This is a genomic window from Herbaspirillum sp. WGmk3 (genome assembly GCF_023952535.1).
Taxonomy (GTDB): Bacteria; Pseudomonadota; Gammaproteobacteria; order Burkholderiales; family Burkholderiaceae_D; genus Herbaspirillum; species Herbaspirillum huttiense.
On record NZ_JAKYWT010000006.1, the window covers coordinates 235668 to 251895 of the forward strand.

General features: G+C 62.7%; 15 protein-coding genes. 8 read left to right on the forward strand and 7 right to left on the reverse strand.

Annotated elements, in window-relative coordinates:
- Positions 1 to 125 precede the first annotated feature (125 nt).
- From MKD49_RS22280 to MKD49_RS22290, 3 genes are all read right to left on the reverse strand, one after another.
- The gene (locus MKD49_RS22280) at positions 126 to 1334 is read right to left on the reverse strand and encodes a porin (protein WP_252697399.1); all 1209 of its coding nucleotides are present in this window, start codon (positions 1332 to 1334) and stop codon (positions 126 to 128) included.
- 227 nt (positions 1335 to 1561) lie between these two features.
- Entirely contained in the window at positions 1562 to 1819 is a 258-nt protein-coding gene (locus MKD49_RS22285) for a type II toxin-antitoxin system YoeB family toxin (RefSeq protein ID WP_121044516.1), read from the reverse strand.
- Entirely contained in the window at positions 1816 to 2058 is a 243-nt protein-coding gene (locus MKD49_RS22290; RefSeq protein ID WP_034333913.1) for a type II toxin-antitoxin system Phd/YefM family antitoxin, read from the reverse strand. The genes MKD49_RS22285 and MKD49_RS22290 overlap by 4 nt, the downstream gene beginning before the upstream one ends.
- A 420-nt stretch (positions 2059 to 2478) precedes the next feature.
- Here MKD49_RS22290 and MKD49_RS22295 point away from each other — a divergent pair, with 420 nt between their 5' ends.
- From MKD49_RS22295 to MKD49_RS22305, 3 genes are all read left to right on the forward strand, one after another.
- Entirely contained in the window at positions 2479 to 3516 is a 1038-nt protein-coding gene (locus tag MKD49_RS22295; protein WP_039789977.1) for a methionine ABC transporter ATP-binding protein, read from the forward strand.
- On the forward strand, positions 3506 to 4159 hold the full coding sequence (locus tag MKD49_RS22300) for a methionine ABC transporter permease (RefSeq protein WP_034333917.1): 654 nt from the start codon (positions 3506 to 3508) through the stop codon (positions 4157 to 4159). The genes MKD49_RS22295 and MKD49_RS22300 overlap by 11 nt, the downstream gene beginning before the upstream one ends.
- Before the next feature lie 63 nt (positions 4160 to 4222).
- Positions 4223 to 5020, forward strand: coding sequence for a MetQ/NlpA family ABC transporter substrate-binding protein (locus MKD49_RS22305; protein WP_134221481.1), 798 nt, complete (start codon positions 4223 to 4225; stop codon positions 5018 to 5020).
- 153 nt (positions 5021 to 5173) lie between these two features.
- Here MKD49_RS22305 and ylqF read toward each other — a convergent pair whose 3' ends face one another.
- Together ylqF and MKD49_RS22315 are read right to left on the reverse strand one after the other, a co-directional pair.
- Positions 5174 to 6130 carry a ribosome biogenesis GTPase YlqF gene (ylqF, locus tag MKD49_RS22310; protein ID WP_083859647.1) on the reverse strand — a complete coding sequence of 319 codons (957 nt, stop codon included), beginning with the start codon at positions 6128 to 6130 and terminating at the stop codon, positions 5174 to 5176.
- 140 nt (positions 6131 to 6270) lie between these two features.
- Positions 6271 to 7701 (reverse strand): MFS transporter, encoded by a 1431-nt coding sequence (locus tag MKD49_RS22315; protein WP_252697400.1) that lies wholly within the window; start codon positions 7699 to 7701, stop codon positions 6271 to 6273.
- A gap of 191 nt (positions 7702 to 7892) precedes the next feature.
- Here MKD49_RS22315 and MKD49_RS22320 point away from each other — a divergent pair, with 191 nt between their 5' ends.
- Complete coding sequence (locus MKD49_RS22320; protein WP_209579727.1) at positions 7893 to 8792, forward strand: LysR family transcriptional regulator; 900 nt, start codon at positions 7893 to 7895, stop codon at positions 8790 to 8792.
- A gap of 115 nt (positions 8793 to 8907) precedes the next feature.
- Here MKD49_RS22320 and MKD49_RS22325 read toward each other — a convergent pair whose 3' ends face one another.
- Positions 8908 to 9849 carry a histone deacetylase family protein gene (locus MKD49_RS22325; RefSeq protein ID WP_034333926.1) on the reverse strand — a complete coding sequence of 314 codons (942 nt, stop codon included), beginning with the start codon at positions 9847 to 9849 and terminating at the stop codon, positions 8908 to 8910.
- 215 nt (positions 9850 to 10064) lie between these two features.
- Here MKD49_RS22325 and mltB point away from each other — a divergent pair, with 215 nt between their 5' ends.
- The 3 genes from mltB to MKD49_RS22340 all read left to right on the forward strand — a co-directional run bounded on the left by mltB (position 10065) and on the right by MKD49_RS22340 (position 14694).
- Positions 10065 to 11228, forward strand: a complete 1164-nt coding sequence (gene mltB / locus MKD49_RS22330; RefSeq protein ID WP_252697401.1) for a lytic murein transglycosylase B — start codon at positions 10065 to 10067, stop codon at positions 11226 to 11228.
- A 99-nt stretch (positions 11229 to 11327) separates the two neighbouring features.
- Positions 11328 to 13499 (forward strand): TonB-dependent siderophore receptor, encoded by a 2172-nt coding sequence (locus MKD49_RS22335; RefSeq protein ID WP_252697402.1) that lies wholly within the window; start codon positions 11328 to 11330, stop codon positions 13497 to 13499.
- Positions 13500 to 13521: 22 nt separating this feature from the next.
- A complete protein-coding gene (locus MKD49_RS22340) occupies positions 13522 to 14694 on the forward strand; it encodes a phosphotransferase enzyme family protein (RefSeq protein WP_252697403.1) in 1173 nt (390 codons plus the stop codon).
- 116 nt (positions 14695 to 14810) lie between these two features.
- On the opposite strand, the gene MKD49_RS22345 is transcribed toward MKD49_RS22340, so the two are convergent.
- Positions 14811 to 15353, reverse strand: a complete 543-nt coding sequence (locus MKD49_RS22345) for a YaeQ family protein (protein WP_034333929.1) — start codon at positions 15351 to 15353, stop codon at positions 14811 to 14813.
- 166 nt (positions 15354 to 15519) lie between these two features.
- Here MKD49_RS22345 and MKD49_RS22350 point away from each other — a divergent pair, with 166 nt between their 5' ends.
- Positions 15520 to 16119, forward strand: coding sequence for a DUF1415 domain-containing protein (locus tag MKD49_RS22350; protein WP_252697404.1), 600 nt, complete (start codon positions 15520 to 15522; stop codon positions 16117 to 16119).
- The last annotated feature ends 109 nt before the right edge of the window (positions 16120 to 16228 follow it).

The window sequence follows — 16228 nt, forward strand, 5'->3', positions numbered from 1 at the left end:
ATCTCGCGCAACTGAGTTGACCGAGCATCGACCTCACAAAGGTTTCTGCATAAAAAAAAGACCCGCATCCTTGCAGATGCGGGCCAAAACATCGGGCTCCCACGAGCCCGATGCAGTGCCAGAACTTAGAAGGTGTGGCTCAGGCCGGCGTTGATGCCGGTCTGACTGCGATCACTACCTGGTACGCGGTCGCTGGCCAGGCCAACGCTGTACATGTCGGACGTACGCAGGTTGCGGATGACGGCATAGGTAGAAGTGCGCTTGGACAGGTCATACTTGGCACCCAGGTTGATCTGCACCATGCGGCCATCGACGGTGCGAACGAACTTGGCGCGGGTGTATTGCAGGCTGCTGATCAAGGACAGCGACGGCGAGATCCGATAGTTCACGCCCAGGTCCAGCGTCTGGCTCGACTCGTTGTTGGCACCGCCGATGGTGTAGTCGCCCTTCTCGACAGCGTCGTAGCGCTCGATCTTCTTGTTCGGGTCGGTCCAGGCGGCAAAGCTGTCGAACTTCGGATCGAAGCTGCGACGCGCTGCCGTCAGCGGCAGCTTCACGCGCGAATACGAACCATACACACGCGCCGGGCCGAACTGATAGGCAGCAGCCAGGGTCCAGGTCTTCAGGCAGGTGTCGCCGTACTTGCCGCCACCGTTGCAGGCTGCCGCGCCGTTGACATCGCTGGCGGACTTGCCGCCCATCTTGCTCTGGAAGTAGCCCAGGCCGATGTTCAGCGGACCGTTGGCATAGGTACCGCCCAGGCCGAAGGACTGACCGGCACCGGTATTGCCGGCTTGCTCACCGAAGCCATAGATGACGCTACCGGTGAAACCGTTAAAGTTCGGGGTGTTGTAGCGGATGGAGTTGTTGACGCGCTCGCCGTTGGTACGATCCAGGTTCAGCGAATGAACACGGCTGACCACGCCACCGAAGTCGCCCGGGGAGGTAATGCTGCCCACGTCATCCAACACATCCTTCTGGCGACCGACCAGCACCGTACCGAAGTTGCCCGACAGGCCCACGGTCGCCTGACGGCCCCACAGCAGCTTGCCCTGACCCGCTTCGCCGGTATCGACACTGAAACCGTTCTCGATGGTGAACAAGACCTTGATGCCGCCACCCAGGTCTTCCACGCCCTTGACGCCCAGGCGCGAACCCTTCATCAGGCCGGAATCGAGCGCCATCTGGCCGCCCGTATCCTTGCCGCCGGTGGAGATCTTGTTGGTGTAGGACAGGCTGGCGTCGACCGCACCGTAGATGGTCACGCTGCTCTGCGCGTGCGCCGCGCCGCCGAAGGCAGCCAGCACGGCCAGGGCCAGGATGGACTTTTTCATAGAGTACTCCGTAGTGGTTTGATTGCTGTTGATTGGAGGGTGGACATCACCTTGCGACGAGGGCACCACCCAGGCTTCTGAAAGAAACATCAAGAAGTCACGGCAAATCTAAACCGACTTTTATTTCTCAAATGAATCATTCCTTGAATTGCTATGCTTTATAAGACTTTTCTGTAGCTTTATAGCAACCAATGTCGCGCATAGAGGTCAACGGATTTTGTTGTCCATCAGTAATGAAACCGGCACTGATGAATCACCAGCCTGCCCGCCACCAACTCGATGACGAGCCGGTGTTCACCCTGCACGCGCACCGCGTAAAGTCCGGGCAAGCGCAGGGGCAAGGCCACCCGGCGGGCCGATGGAATGCAAGCTCCTTCACTTAGTCGTCGCATCAAATGAAGTAATTGACGTGCAACCCGGCGGTCATGGCGACGCCACCAGGCCAGGTCCTCGCGCGCCAGCGGGGTCATCCAGAGCGGGGTCAAGGCTGCTCCTTCAGCGGCAGCAGTTCGGCGCGCAGCTGCAACAGGCTGCACAGCAGGCGTTCGGCATTGAGATCGTTGCCCAGCAGGTGCAGGGCTTCCTGCACTCCGCGCCAGACCGGTTCGCGCACCAGCACCAGGTTGTCGGCACCCGCTCGGGTGAGGATGACTTCATCGATATCGGCCAGCTCCAGCAGCGCGTCGAGGCGCTCGGCCAGGTCAGTGACAGGAAAGGCATACATGGGGAGGATTCCGGGGCTGGATCCGGCGCGCTGCAGCACGCCGGACAAAAAATTCAGGAAGATAAGCCCTGGCACCGTCACTGACGGCATTCAGTGAAAAAATGAGGTGAACGACAAAACTTATTCGACAACTTTCTCGCTCAACATCGAGTCAAGGTCGTCTCCCCGGACCGGGCCCACCGTGCAAATCGCCCCGCAAAGCCGCTCTGCACGCGGGTTCCCGCCGCATGCTAAGACGCGCCGGTTATATGCATAGGCGAAAATTTATTTTCCCTATATAACCTTGCCGCCTTAAAATAGCGCCTTCTTATAAAAATATTGATGGCAGTGGAGACCTGAGGTCCTGACCCGCCCGCAGCGTCCCACGATGCCGCGCTGGCGTCGGCACCCGGGGGCCCGCTGCCATTCTTCTTTTCCATCATGATCGAAATACAAGCTGTCACCCAGCGGTTCGGCAATGTCGAAGCGGTGCGCAATGTCGATTTGTCGATCCGCAAGGGCGAGATCTTCGGCATCATCGGCCGCAGCGGCGCGGGCAAGAGCACCCTGGTGCGCACCCTGAACCTGCTGAATCGTCCCACTTCCGGACGTATCGTCCTCGATGGCCAGGACCTGACCTCGCTGTCGTCCTCCCAACTTCGCGAAGCGCGCCGTGGCATCGGCATGATCTTCCAGCACTTCAACCTGCTCTCCTCGCGCAGCGTCTACGACAACATCGCGCTGCCGCTGGAACTGGCCGGCAAGAGCAAGTCGGAGATCGCCGCCAAGGTCGAACCCTTGCTGGAGCTGGTCGGCCTGACCGCCCTGCGCGACCGCTATCCGGCACAGATTTCCGGCGGCCAGAAGCAGCGCGTGGGCATCGCCCGCGCCCTGGCCAACGATCCCAAGGTCCTGCTCTCGGACGAAGCCACCTCGGCGCTGGACCCGGAAACCACCCGCTCCATCCTCGAACTGCTGCGCAAGATCAACAAGGAGCTGGGCCTGACCATCGTGCTGATCACGCACCAGATGGAAGTCATCAAGCAGATCTGCGACCGCGTGGCCGTGATGGAAGCCGGCCAGGTGATCGAACAGGGCGAAGTGCTGGAGGTGTTCCGCCAGCCGCGCCATGAAGTCACCCGCGCGCTGATCGGCGACGTCATCGCCCACGAGCTGCCCAAGGGCGTGCTGGCCCGTCTGCGCGAACGCCTTGCGCGTGCCGACGCCGGCCAGGGCACCGACCACCTGTTCCGCTTCGCCTTCACCGGCAACGATGTGGACCAGCCGCACCTGTCGGAAGCGGTGCGCCGCTTCAACCTGAATTTCAACATCCTGCACGGCCAGATCGACGAGATCCAGGGCCAGGCATTCGGTTCGCTGGCGATCCTCGCCAACGGTACCCAGGACAACATCAACCAGGCCATGCAATACCTGCGCGAGCAGGGCGTGGTCGTCGAGGAGCTCAACCATGTCATCTGAACTGATCGATCTGTTCGTCAGCTCCTTCGGCGAGACGCTGATGATGGTGGTGATCTCGGGCGTGGTCGGCTCACTGCTCGGCATTCCGCTCGGCATCGCCCTGCACATCACCGAATCCAAGGGCGTGCTGCCCAACGTCGCCTTCAACCGCATCGCCGGCCTGCTGGTCAATGCGGTGCGCTCGACGCCCTTCATCATCCTGCTGGTGGCGGTGATCCCGATGACGCGCTTCTTCGTGGGCACCTCCATCGGCACGGCCGCTGCCATCGTCCCGCTGACCATCGCCGCCGCGCCCTTCATTGCGCGCCTGGTCGAGACCGCCCTGCGCGAAGTCGATCACGGCCTGGTGGAAGCGGCGCAAGCCATGGGTGCGACCACCTGGCAAATCATTTACAAGGTCTTGGTGCCTGAAGCATTTGCTGGTATCGTCGCCGGTCTCACGATCACCTTCGTCAGCCTGGTCGGTTATTCGGCCATGGCCGGTGCCATCGGTGGCGGCGGCCTGGGCGACCTGGGCATCCGCTACGGCTACCAGCGCTTCCTGCCGGAAGTGATGCTGGCCGTGGTGCTGATCCTGATCGTGTTCGTCCAGCTGGTGCAATCCCTGGGAGACCTGCTGGTCCGCAAGCTCAGCCACCGCTGAGCGCAGTTACTACAAAAAAACGGCAGCTATCCGCTGCCCACCTCAATGCTCGAAAGGAAAGTCATGAAGCGTCGTCAGTTGATTCAATTCATCGCAGGCCTGGGCCTGGCCGCCGGCCTGGCCTGTGCTCCCGCCATGGCCGAAGACCAGATCAAGATGGGCGTGACCGCCGGTCCGCACGCCGAGATCATGGAACAGGTCAAGAAGCTGCTGGAAAAAGACGGCGTGCAGATGAAGGTCATCGAATTCACCGACTACATCCAGCCCAACGCCGCGCTGGCCGCCGGCGACCTGGACGCCAACTCCTACCAGCACCAGCCCTACCTGGATGCGCAGATCAAGGACCGTGGCTACAAGTTCGTGAGCGTGGGCAGCACCATCACCTTCCCGATGGGCGTGTACTCCAAGAAGATCAAGTCGCTCAACGACCTGAAACAAGGTGCACGCGTGGGCGTGCCCAACGATCCGACCAACGGCGGCCGCGCCCTGCTGGTGCTGCAAGCCAAGGGCGTGATCAAGCTGAAAGCCGATGCCGGCCTGAAGGCAACCCCGCTGGACATCGTGGAAAACCCGAAGAAGATCAAGATCATCGAACTGGATGCCGCCCAGCTGCCGCGTTCGCTGGATGACTTCGACGCTGCCGTCATCAACGGCAACTACGCTGAATCGGCCGGCCTCTCGCCGACCAAGGATGCGATTGCCGTGGAAGCCTCCACCGGTCCCTACGCCAACGTGATTGCCGTGCGTACCGCCGACAAGGACAAGCCCTGGGTCGCCAAGCTGGTCAAGGCTTACCACAGCCCGGAAGTGAAGAAGTTCGTGCTGGAAAAGTACAAGGGTTCCGTGATCACCTCCTGGTAATCCGCAACGCCTGACTTGCCTGCATCAAGGAAAAGGCCAGCTCATCGAGCTGGCCTTTTTCATTGGGCGGGAATTTTTCGCTTGCCGGTAATCCCTCAAAAACTTAGTTTTTGACCTCCGGTTTCTAAGTTTTCCGGAAAGCAAAACTTAGATTCAACGCCCCCGGTGATCCGGAGCGTCTCGCCAGTCGTAATCCTCGTCGTCTTCCTCGTCATCCTCGGCCTGCAGGGCATCGGGATTGTCGGTGGACTGATAGGTCGCCAGCAGCTCGGCACGCGACTGCGGCGTTTCCAGCGAGATGCGGCCCAGTGCGCCGCTGCGGTAATCCTGCAGGAAGGTGTGTGCGGCCTTCTCGAAATCGTACTCGCCGCCCTTGAGACGGAAGCCGCGCTTGGCTGCCACGCCCTCCACCACCGCCACGCCATCCATGCCTTCGGTATTGAAGCCATAGCGCGCCTTGAGCAACTGCGGATAGCGCTGCAGCAGCAGGTCGGCCAGGAAGGTCGCCACTTCCTCTTCGATCAGCGCATTGCTGCCCACCGCATGGCTGGCCGCCAGCATCAGGCCGTCGCTGGGATGCTCGATCTTGGGCCAGAGCATGCCGGGGGTATCGGTGAGCACCATGTTATTGCCCAGGTAGAGACGCTGCTGGGTCTTGGTCACGGCCGGTTCATCACCGACGGCGGCCACGCGCTTTTTCAGCAGCGCATTCATCAGGGTCGACTTGCCCACGTTGGGGATGCCCATGATCATCATGCGCAGCGGTTTCAGGGCAGTGCCGCGATGCGGTGCCACCTGAATCGCCAGCTTGGGCACGCGCGCCACATCGGACGGCTTCTTGCAGGACAGGGCCACGGCCGTGACGCCCTTCTGGCTGTTGTAGTAGTCGATCCAGGCTTGGGTGGCCACCGGATCGGCCATGTCGGTCTTGTTCAGGATCTTCAGGCAAGGACGCTGGCGCGCATTGCGCAGCTGCTCGATCATGGGATTGCAGCTGGCCTGCGGCAGGCGGGCATCGACCACTTCGATGACCATATCGACTTTTTCCATGCTCTCCGCGGCCTTGCGGCGGGCGGAGTTCATGTGACCGGGGAACCATTGGATGGACATGCGGAGCTTCTTTCTGATGCGTATTTCGTTGAAGGCGCTATTTTACGGCCCTGCCCCGCCAATCCCTAACAAATCCCCAAGAAAACGGCCTGCCGCGCACAAGTCGGGGCAGGCCGTTGGACGGGGAACAACACCCGCGCTCACGCGCGGCGCGCCACCCATTGCTCCTTGACAACACCCACGAAGCGCCACACCAGCCACAGGGCGACGCCATAAGCCAGCGCCATCACGCCGAACGCCAGCGGATTGCGCAGGCTCCAGCCCGCCACGCTGTGCAGGATCGCGCCCATCAGGGCCACGCCGACCAGGGCACCGATCTGGCGATTGGCATTGAGCGCCGCCGCCGCACTGTTGGCGTGGGCCTTGCCGGCCACCTGCATGACCACCGTGGTCATGGAAGGAATGGCGGTACTGATGCCCAGGTTGGCCGCCGCGCATACCAGGGCCAGCAGCCAGTACGGCGTCTCGGGACGGAAACTCATGGCCACGGCGGTAAAGACGGTCCCCACCGAGAGGCCCAGCAGCAGCGGCACACGCGGCCCCCAGTGGGCGGCCATGCGGCCTGACATCAGGTTGCCGAAGAAGACCACGGCCATCATCGGTACCAGTTGCAGCCCGGTCTGCAGGGCATCCGCGCCGCGTCCCTGCTGCAGGAACAGCGCCAGGTAGAACAGGTTGCCATAGACGCCGAAGTTGATGAGGAAGCCGATGCCATTGGCCGCCGCAAACTGCGGCGTGGCAAACAGCGCCTTGGGCAACAGCGGCGCAATGCCGCGCAGTTCATGGCGCACCAGCGCCACGGCGGCCAGCACCGCCACTGCCAGCGCCGCCAGGATGCGCGGAGAGGCCCAGCCATACACCGGTCCCTGGATCAGCACGAAGGAAATCCCGGCCAGCATCACCACCCCGGCCAGGTGGCTGAACAGATGCAGCGCACGGGCGTGCCCGACGACTTGGGGAATGAGCTTGCGCGCCATCAGCAAACCCAACAGGCCCACCGGCACGTTGATGAGGAACACGCTGCGCCAGCCCAGCCAGTGGATCAGCACGCCGCCCAGCAGCGGCCCGGCAGCAGCGGCCAGGCCCACGGTCGCCGACCAGACGCCCAGCATGCGGGCACGCACGCGGTCATCCTCATACACGTGTGTGAGCAGGCTCAGCGAACTGGGCATGAAGAAGGCCGCGCCCAAGCCCTGCAGCAGGCGTGCCGCAATCAGGAAGGGGCCGTTGGGTGCAGCCCCGCACAGCAGCGAGGCCAGCACGAACAGGAACAGCCCGGTCAGATAAAGCCGCCGCGCACCGAAGCGGTCGGCCAACGCGCCGCCCACCAGCAGCATGGCGGCGAAGGTCAGCGTATAGCCATCGACGATCCACACCAGCATCGACAAGGGTGCATCCAGGCTGGTGGAAATATTGGACAGCCCGACGTTGACCACCGTCACATCCAGCATGGCCATGACGAAACCGATGGCCAGGGCCACCAGCGGCAGCATGCCGGCATGCGGGGCGGCATCGGCAAGGGGAGGTGCCAGCACCGAGGCTGGCGCACGAGGGCATTGTGTGGAAGACATGGCAACAGGACTTTCTGCACGCAGGGTGCGAGGGAGAACCGCAATCCCGCGACCGGAGAAGACCGGGGCGGGGTTGAATGGGGCAGATTCTAGGCTTGGGCAGTGATGCAATAAAGAGGTATAAAATCAGCGCGCTGATGCAAATTTGCATCACGTCTTCACTGAATCCCCTCTTGCAGCAAAGGCACATCATGGATTGGGACAACGCCCGCATCTTCCTGGCCATCTATCGCGTGGGCACCTTGCGCGGGGCCGCCGAACATCTGGAGATCGACCAGGCCACCGCAGGCCGCCGCCTGGCCGCACTGGAAAGCTCGCTGGGTGCGCGCCTGTTCCTGCGCACGCCCAGCGGCTATGTGCCCACCCCGGCGGGCGAACTGGCGGCTGCTGCGGCTACGCAGATGGAGCAAGGCGCGGAACAGCTGCAACGCCAGATGCAGGGCATGGATGAACGCCTGTGCGGCGTGGTACGGCTGGCGGCCACCGACATCACGGCGCGCCATTTTCTGTTACCGGCCTTGCACCGGCTGCACCAGGAGCATCCGAAAATCCGCGTGGTGCTCTCGACCTCCACCCAGCTCACCAACCTCACCAAGCGCGAGGCCGACATCGCCGTGCGTACCGTGCGCCCGGATGCGCCGGACCTGATCGCGCGCCATCTGAAACGGCTGCATACCGGCATGTATGCCTCGAAAGCCTATGTGAAAAAGCGCGGCCTGCCCGACCCGGGCACCGGCCTGAAGGGACATGACGTGGTGATCTATCCGCGCAGCGTCTCGCCCAGCAAGTCCGAGCAGATCTGCGGCGAATCCATCGCCCACGCCAACGTGGCCATGGAAGTGAGTACCGGGCTGGTCATGGTCGACAGCCTGCAGGCGGGTTTCGGCATCGGCGAACTGCCCACGCATGTGGGCGACAAGGCCAGCGGCCTGGTGCGCATCTGGCCGCAGCGGGCCGAGCCTTACGACATGTGGCTGGTGCTGCACAGCGACCTGAACCGCACGGCACGGGTGCGCGCGGTGGCCGATGCGATCATTGCGGCCTATGAGGCCTATGAACCCTATGAGGCAAATGCGCCTGCAGAGGTTTGAGGAAGCATGCAGCGGGCGGCGGACAGACTGCCCCCTGTGCATAAAAACAAGGCGCGACAAAAACCTTAGTTTTTATCGCGCCATTACTTAAAAACGCCTGTGGAAAACCTAACTCTCATTCCAGGTCGGCCAGCACCTTCAGGTGAGCCACCACACTGCGCCCCAGCGCAGAGAGGTTGTAGCCGCCCTCCAGGCAACTGACGATGCGGCCTTTGGCGTACTGGTCGGCGATCTTCATGATCTGCCGCGTCATCCAGGCGTAATCGGCTTCCACCAGGCCCATCTGGCCCATGTCATCCTCGCGGTGGGCATCGAAACCGGCCGAGATGAAGATCATCTGCGGCTGGTGCGCATGCAGCGCCGGCAGCCATTTCTCGGTCACCAGCTGGCGCACCGCACTGCCATCGGAATAGGCCGGCACCGGCACGTTGACGATGTGCGATTCGGTCGGCCCGTCACCCGAGAAGGGATAGAAGGGATGCTGGAAGAAACTCACCATCAGCACCCGCGGATCATGGGCAAAGATGTCTTCGGTGCCATTGCCGTGATGCACGTCGAAATCGATCACCGCCACCCGTTCCAGCCCGTGCACGTCGATGGCATGCCGCGCCGCCACCGCCACGTTGTTGAACAGGCAGAAGCCCATGGCCTTGGCGGGCGTGGCGTGATGGCCCGGCGGACGCACTGCGCAGAAGGCATTGTCCAGTTCGCCGGCCAGCACCGCATCGGTCGCGGCCACCGCCGCGCCGGCCGCGCGCAGGGCGGCTTTCCAGCTGTGCTTGTTGAGCAGGGTGTCGCCATCGACGGAGTGATACGACTGCCCCGACAGGCTCAGGGCATGGCTGTGCTCGCGCACGTAATCGACGGCGGCGGCAGTATGCACGCGCTCCAGTTCGGCCGGATCGGCCAGCGGGGCTTCGCGGCGGTCGAGGAACTGATCGATGCGGCTCAGGATCAGCTGGTCTTCGATCGCCTCGAGACGAGCGGGCGTCTCAGGGTGCCAGTCACCCATTTCATGGCGCTGGCAATCGGCGTGCGTATAGATGGCGGTAGTCATTCTTGCTCTTGTTGCAATCTCGTTGCGATCTTGTTGCGATGATATTGCCACCCGGCAAACACCAGGCTGGCCGGGTTGTCTCCTCGGACTAGTGTACATTGGCTGTCGCCTATCGTGGTCAAAGCCGCGTCGGCATCATGCACCAGCGCAGGGCGCAGCGGCCGATGCGGTATACTTGCACGCTTGTCTGGCCTCCCCTGCTGCTCATCCTGCTCATGCCCATCTCCCTGCCTCGCCTGACCGCCCTCGCCTCCGCCCTGCTGATCTCCACACTGTGTGCCTTGCCGATGACCGTGCAGGCGCAGGACGGCAAGCCTGTGGAAAAGAAAACCCAGAAAAAGGCGGTGGACAACAAAGACAAGAAGGCAACAGAGAAGAAAGCCAAGCCGCAGGCCAAGAAGAAAGTGGCCGCTGATGACCAGGGCGAGTTCGTCAACTTCAACGAGTGGAAGGATGTCGCCCGCTTCATGGACGAGATGGCCGACCGCAACCAGTTCCAGCGCAGCGATCTCAACGCCCTCTTCGCCCGGACCCGCTACGTGGACAGCGCCATCCAGCTCATCAAGCCGGCCCCCAGCACCAAGCCCAAGAACTGGGCGGCCTACCGCGCGCGCTTCGTGGAACCGGTGCGCATCAATGCCGGTGTCGATTTCTGGAACACCTATGGCGTCGCGCTGGCCCGCGCCGAGGCGCAATACGGCGTGCCCATGGACATCATCGTCGGCATCATCGGCGTGGAAACCGTCTACGGCCGCAACACCGGCAACTTCCGCGTGATGGATGTGCTGACCACGCTGGCCTTCGACTACCCCAACACCCCCAACCGTGACGCGCGCATGGCCTTCTTCCGGGGCGAGCTGGAAAACACCCTGCTGCTGGCGCGCGAGGCCGGCATCGATCCGATGTCCTTGCGCGGTTCCTATGCCGGGGCCATCGGCTGGCCGCAGTTCATGCCGGGCAGCATCCGCGAATACGCGGTGGACTTCGATGGCGATGGCAAGATCGACCTGCGCAATTCGCCGGTGGACGCCATCGGCAGCGTGGCCCACTACCTGGCCGTGCACGGCTGGCAGCGCGGCGAACCGGTGGCCTTCCCGGTCGCGGTCTCGAATGACAACCGCCAGTGGGAAGCCATGCTCAACCAGGGCCTGGAAGCCAAGTACACCGTCGAGGAACTGCAAGCGGCCGGTATCTCCACGTCCGCCCTGCCGGCCGGCCTGCGCTATGGCCTGGTCGACCTGCAGAACGGCACCGGCCCGACCGAGTACTGGGTGGCCACCAACAACTTCTACGCCATCACGCAGTACAATCGCAGCTACTTCTATGCGATGTCGGTGGCCGATCTTGGCCGTGCGGTCGCGGCGGCACGCAACCGCTGACCTGCCGTCTCGCCCACCCGGATTCACCCTTGATGGCACTGTTGATGAGGGAGCGCGCACTGCGTGCTCCTGCTCCTTTCTTTCCACGATAGAACCACGATGAAACGCATTGCACCCCTGGCCTCCACGCTCATGCTGACGCTGGCCGGCACCTCGCTCGGCCTACCGGCCATCGCCCGTGCGGCCGACGCCGCCGACGACAAGGGCGAGTCCCTGCCCACGGTCAACGTCACCGCCAGCGGTACCGGCCGCGACGCCGGCCGCGTGCGCTCGGCGGGCGTGGCCGGTTTCGACGATGCGCCGCTGATCGATACGCCGGCCTCGGTGGCGGTGGTCACTGCCGCGCAGATGCAGGACCAGCAATCGCGCCTGCTCTCGGATGTGGTCAAGAACGATGCGTCCATCAACGAGAACTATGCGCCGGTCGGTTACTACGAAAACTTCAGCATTCGCGGCATCACGCTGGACCCGGCCAGCGCCTATCGCATCGATGGCCTCACCGTGGCCGGCGAGCAGACCATCGCGCTGGAAAACAAGGAGCGCGTCGAATTCCTCAAGGGGGTGGCCGGCCTGCAGGCCGGTGTGAGCAGCGCGGGCGGCATCGTCAACTACGTGACCAAGCGTCCGGCCGATGTGCGTTCGATCACGCTGGGGACCGACTCCTATGGATCGCGCTATCTGGCCACCGACCTGGGCACGCTCTTCGGTGAACAGAAACAGTTCGGCCTACGCATCAATGCCGCACATGAAGACATCCACTCCTACGTCAACAATGGCGATGGCTGGCGTGACTTCGCTTCGCTCTCGGCAAGCTGGGCGCTGTCGTCGAAGACGCTGGTGCAGTTCGATGCCGAATACCAGCAGAAGGCCCAGCACTCGGTGGCCGGGTACCAGCTGCTGGGCGGCACCACGCTGCCCTCGGGCGTCTCGCCCAGGACCATGCTGACGCCCCAATCGTGGGCGCAGCCGGTGCGTGACAGCTCGCTCAACTATCGCCTGCGCGTGGACACGGATTTCAATGCGGACTGGCATGGTTACGTGCAGGCGGGCCGCAGCCGGGCCGTCATCGATGATTACCTGGCCTTCCCTTATGGCAGCGGTGGCGGGGCATCCTCGACGTTTGCGGCCAATGGCGATTTCGATGTGTATGACTATCGCGTGCCCAATGACGAACGTCGCAACGATGAAGCGCAGGCGGTCATGATCGGCAAGTTCGCGACCGGCTGGCTCAAGCATGAGCTGACCATGGGCGTGGCCATGTCGCGCCGGGTGGTGGATAAATCGGATGGCATCAGCGTGCTGGTCGGCAGTGGCAACATTTACAGCGGAACGCCTGCACTGGCACCGGCCACCGATGTGCCCGGCGCGGCGTATCGCAATCTGGACAGCCGCCAGAAAGCCCTGTTCTTCAGCGACCGCCTGCAATTCTCCGAGCGCTGGCAAGCCATTGCCGGGGGCCGACAGGTGTGGCTCAACGAGCAGGCCTTCGCTTCGGACGGCAGCGTCACCCGTGCGACTTCGCGCAACCTGTTCCTGCCGCAACTGGCGCTGATCTTCAAGCCGCTGCAGAACGTCTCGCTCTACGGCAGCTATGCCGAGACGCTGACGCTGGGCACGTCTGCGCCCTTCTGGGTCAGCAACTTCCCGACCACGCTGCCGCCCTCCGTGGCACGTCAACTGGAAGCCGGCGTGAAATATGACGTCTCGCCGGACATGGCGCTGACCGCTGCCGTATTCCGCATTCGCAAGGCCTACGAGTACCAGCAACCGGACAACAGCAGCAGCGGCTTCACCTATGTCCAGCACGGCCAGCAAACCAACACCGGCCTCGAACTCGGTGCCAGCGGCAAGCTCACCCCGCGCCTGGCCGTCGGTGCCAGCGTGACGGCCACCCGCGCGCGCGCCAGCGATACCGGCACTGCTGCCTACGATGGCCAGCAAGTGGTCAACGTACCGCGCCTGCGCAGCAGCGTCCATGCCGACTATGCCCTGCCGGGCGTGGAAGGCGTGAACCTGATGGGCAGCTGGCTCTACAGCGCCAGCAAGCCCGCTACCCGCGACGGCAGCGTGAGTCTGCCGGCGGTGCATGTGTTCAATGCCGGCCTGCGCTACAAGCTGCGCATCAGCGGCCACACCGCCACCTTGCGCGCCAACCTCGACAACGTCTTCGACAAGCGTTACTGGAAGGATGCCGGCCAGTACCTCGGCGACGGCTATGTGCACCTCGGCGCGCCGCGTACCGCGCGGCTGTCGCTGCAATATGATTTCTGATCTGCCGCCCTGCTGAGTCGCCATGGACGCCGCTTCCCATCATCTCACCCGCGTCATCAGCCACGGCATGGGCGTGGAGCCGGTCATCTCCGACTGGCCCGCGCTGACCTCGGCCGAGGTGGCGCGCGTGCTGCGCCACTATCCCGACGTGGGCCAGCCGCTGCGGCTGGAGTGGCACAGCCCGCGCCCGTTCTCGGCGGCCTGCGTGATGCAGACCGAGAGCGGCCCCATCATTGTCAAACGCCATCATGCGCGCGTGCGCGATGTGGCGGCGCTGGCCGAAGAACATCGCTTCGTCGCCCACCTGCAGGCGCGCGGGCTGCCGGTCAGCAGCGCGCTGGCCACCCGTGAGGGCGCGACGGCACTGGCCGATGAGTACTGGACCTATGAGGTCTTCCCGCTGGCACCGGGCGTGGATCTGTATCGGGAAGCAATGTCGTGGACGCCCTTCACCAGTTGCGCCCATGCCCGCTCAGCGGGACAGATGCTGGCCCGGCTGCACCTGGCCTCGGCAGGTTACGATGCGCCGGCACGTCCGGCGCGTCCGCTGGTGTCGAGCTTCACCATCTTCTCGCAGGAAGATCCGGTCCGTCCGCTGCAGCATTACATCGAGCAGCGCCCGGCCATTGCCGACTATCTGGAAAACCGTCCCTGGCGCGGTGAAGTGGCACAGCACCTGCTGCCCTGGCATGCCGCGCTCAAGCCGTATCTGGATGAATTCGTCCCGCTGTGGACGCACAATGACTGGCACGCCTCCAACCTGCTGTGGAGCGATGCCACGCACGAAGCACAGGTGCAGACCGTGCTCGATTTCGGTTTGTGTGACCGCACCTGCGCCCTGCACGACCTGGCCACGGCGATCGAGCGCAACATCGTAGAGTGGCTGGCCATTCCGCAACGTGCCGTGCAGTTGGTCCACCTCGATCTGCTGGATGCGATGCTCGATGGCTATGCCGCTACGCTGCCTCTGACGGCACGCCAGATGCGCGCCCTGGCGGCATTGCTGCCGCTGGTGCATGCCGAGTTCGCGCTGGCCGAGCTGGATTATTTCCACGGCGTCACGCAGTCGCCACAGAATGCCTCGCTGGCTTATGACACCTACTTCCTCGGCCATGCCGACTGGTTCCACTCCGAAGAAGGGCAGCGGCTGCTGGGGCATCTGGAACAACGCGCGCAGGCGCTGGAAAAAAACTAAGTTTTTGCTTGCCGCAGATTAAAAAAACGCGTCCGGAAAACTAAGTTTTCGGACGCGTTTGTTTTGTCAGCCGAGACTGCTGTGCTACTTGCTGACCCGTTGCATCAGGCAAGGTATCAGGCAAAGTCCTTCACCGTTTCCGGCTCGATCAACACCATGTTCTCATTGGCACCGAGCCAGATTTGTCCATCCTGGATCGTGCATTGCAGCTGCATGGTGCGCTGGGCCAGCGCCGCCAGGGCCTGGCTGGCTTCGGCCGGGATGTTGATGACCTTGAGGTTCTTGGCGCGGTCGACGCGGCTGCCGGTCTGGCCCCACCAGATGTGCGAGGTGCTGCTGTAGCTGTAGACCAGCACCTTGTCGGCACGGCCACAGGCCTTGAGGATGGCACGGTCATCCGGCTGGCCGACTTCCACCCACACTTCGATGGCACCGGTCAGGTCCTTCTGCCACAGGTCCGGCTCGTCGGTATCGGACAAGCCCTTGCCGAAGGCCAGCGCCTCGCTGGCATTGAGGGCGAAGGCCAGCACGCGGATCATCATGCGCTCGTCGGTCTCGGAGGGATGGCGGGCGATGGTCAGTGCGTGCTGCTGGTAATAGTGCCGATCCATATCGGAAATCTGCAGGTCGGCCTTGAAGATGGTGGATTTGAGCGCCATGGGAATCTGTTCGTGCAAGGGAAAGGCGGCCCGGCGTGGCGGGCTGCCGTCAAAGGTTGGCAAGCATAGCCGATCTGGCGCGGCTGTGGGCGTTTGTGATGGGACAGATCAAGCCGGTGGCCTGTCACCGTGGCTGCCCCCGCCATGGCCGTGCGACAATGCCTGTATGAGCACTTCTTCACCTTCCCTTGCCCCTTCCCTGACAACTCCGAGCGACGACGCTGTCGTGGCGCTGACACGCGCCTGGCTGGAACAGGCCGTGATCGGCCTGAATCTCTGTCCATTTGCCAAGTCCGTGCATGTGAAGAATCAGGTCAGATACCACGTCAGCCGGCAGCAGGATTGGAATGATCTTTCTGTTGAGCTAGAACAAGAACTGAGCTTTCTGGCAAAAGCCGACCCGGAACAGGTCGACACCACCCTCTTCATCCTGCCGCTCGCATTAGCCGATTTTCACGAGTACAACGATTTCCTGGACTGGGCCGATCGCCTGCTGGAAAGAATGGAGCTGGACGGGGAATTGCAGATCGCCAGCTTCCATCCGGATTACCAGTTTGCCGACGCGGGACCGGACGATATCGAGAACTACAGCAATCGCTCGCCTTTTCCCATCCTCCATCTGTTGCGAGAAAGCAGCATCGACCGGGCGGTGGCTGCCTACCCCGACGCGGCCGCCATCTTTGAGAAAAACATGGCTACCTTGCGCAATCTGGGGCTAAGTGGCTGGAATATGCTTCCATTTGTCGTATCAAAAGAACAACAATAGCAACTGCGCAAAAAATCCTGTTAATATCTGTTACAAATTCGAAAATGAGTTTCTGCAACTATTGTGGAATAGAATTTTCTGACTGCATGAAAAATGTGCAATTATTTCT

Coding starts and splice junctions, on each gene's coding strand:
- MKD49_RS22280 (WP_252697399.1), bottom strand. CDS start 1,334: ATGAAAAAGTCCATCCTGGCCCTGGCCGTGCTGGCTGCCTTCGGCGGC.
- MKD49_RS22290 (WP_034333913.1), bottom strand. CDS start 2,058: ATGTATGCCTTTCCTGTCACTGACCTGGCCGAGCGCCTCGACGCGCTG.
- MKD49_RS22295 (WP_039789977.1), top strand. CDS start 2,479: ATGATCGAAATACAAGCTGTCACCCAGCGGTTCGGCAATGTCGAAGCG.
- MKD49_RS22300 (WP_034333917.1), top strand. CDS start 3,506: ATGTCATCTGAACTGATCGATCTGTTCGTCAGCTCCTTCGGCGAGACG.
- MKD49_RS22305 (WP_134221481.1), top strand. CDS start 4,223: ATGAAGCGTCGTCAGTTGATTCAATTCATCGCAGGCCTGGGCCTGGCC.
- ylqF (WP_083859647.1), bottom strand. CDS start 6,130: ATGTCCATCCAATGGTTCCCCGGTCACATGAACTCCGCCCGCCGCAAG.
- MKD49_RS22315 (WP_252697400.1), bottom strand. CDS start 7,701: ATGTCTTCCACACAATGCCCTCGTGCGCCAGCCTCGGTGCTGGCACCT.
- MKD49_RS22320 (WP_209579727.1), top strand. CDS start 7,893: ATGGATTGGGACAACGCCCGCATCTTCCTGGCCATCTATCGCGTGGGC.
- MKD49_RS22325 (WP_034333926.1), bottom strand. CDS start 9,849: ATGACTACCGCCATCTATACGCACGCCGATTGCCAGCGCCATGAAATG.
- mltB (WP_252697401.1), top strand. CDS start 10,065: ATGCCCATCTCCCTGCCTCGCCTGACCGCCCTCGCCTCCGCCCTGCTG.
- MKD49_RS22335 (WP_252697402.1), top strand. CDS start 11,328: ATGAAACGCATTGCACCCCTGGCCTCCACGCTCATGCTGACGCTGGCC.
- MKD49_RS22340 (WP_252697403.1), top strand. CDS start 13,522: ATGGACGCCGCTTCCCATCATCTCACCCGCGTCATCAGCCACGGCATG.
- MKD49_RS22345 (WP_034333929.1), bottom strand. CDS start 15,353: ATGGCGCTCAAATCCACCATCTTCAAGGCCGACCTGCAGATTTCCGAT.
- MKD49_RS22350 (WP_252697404.1), top strand. CDS start 15,520: ATGAGCACTTCTTCACCTTCCCTTGCCCCTTCCCTGACAACTCCGAGC.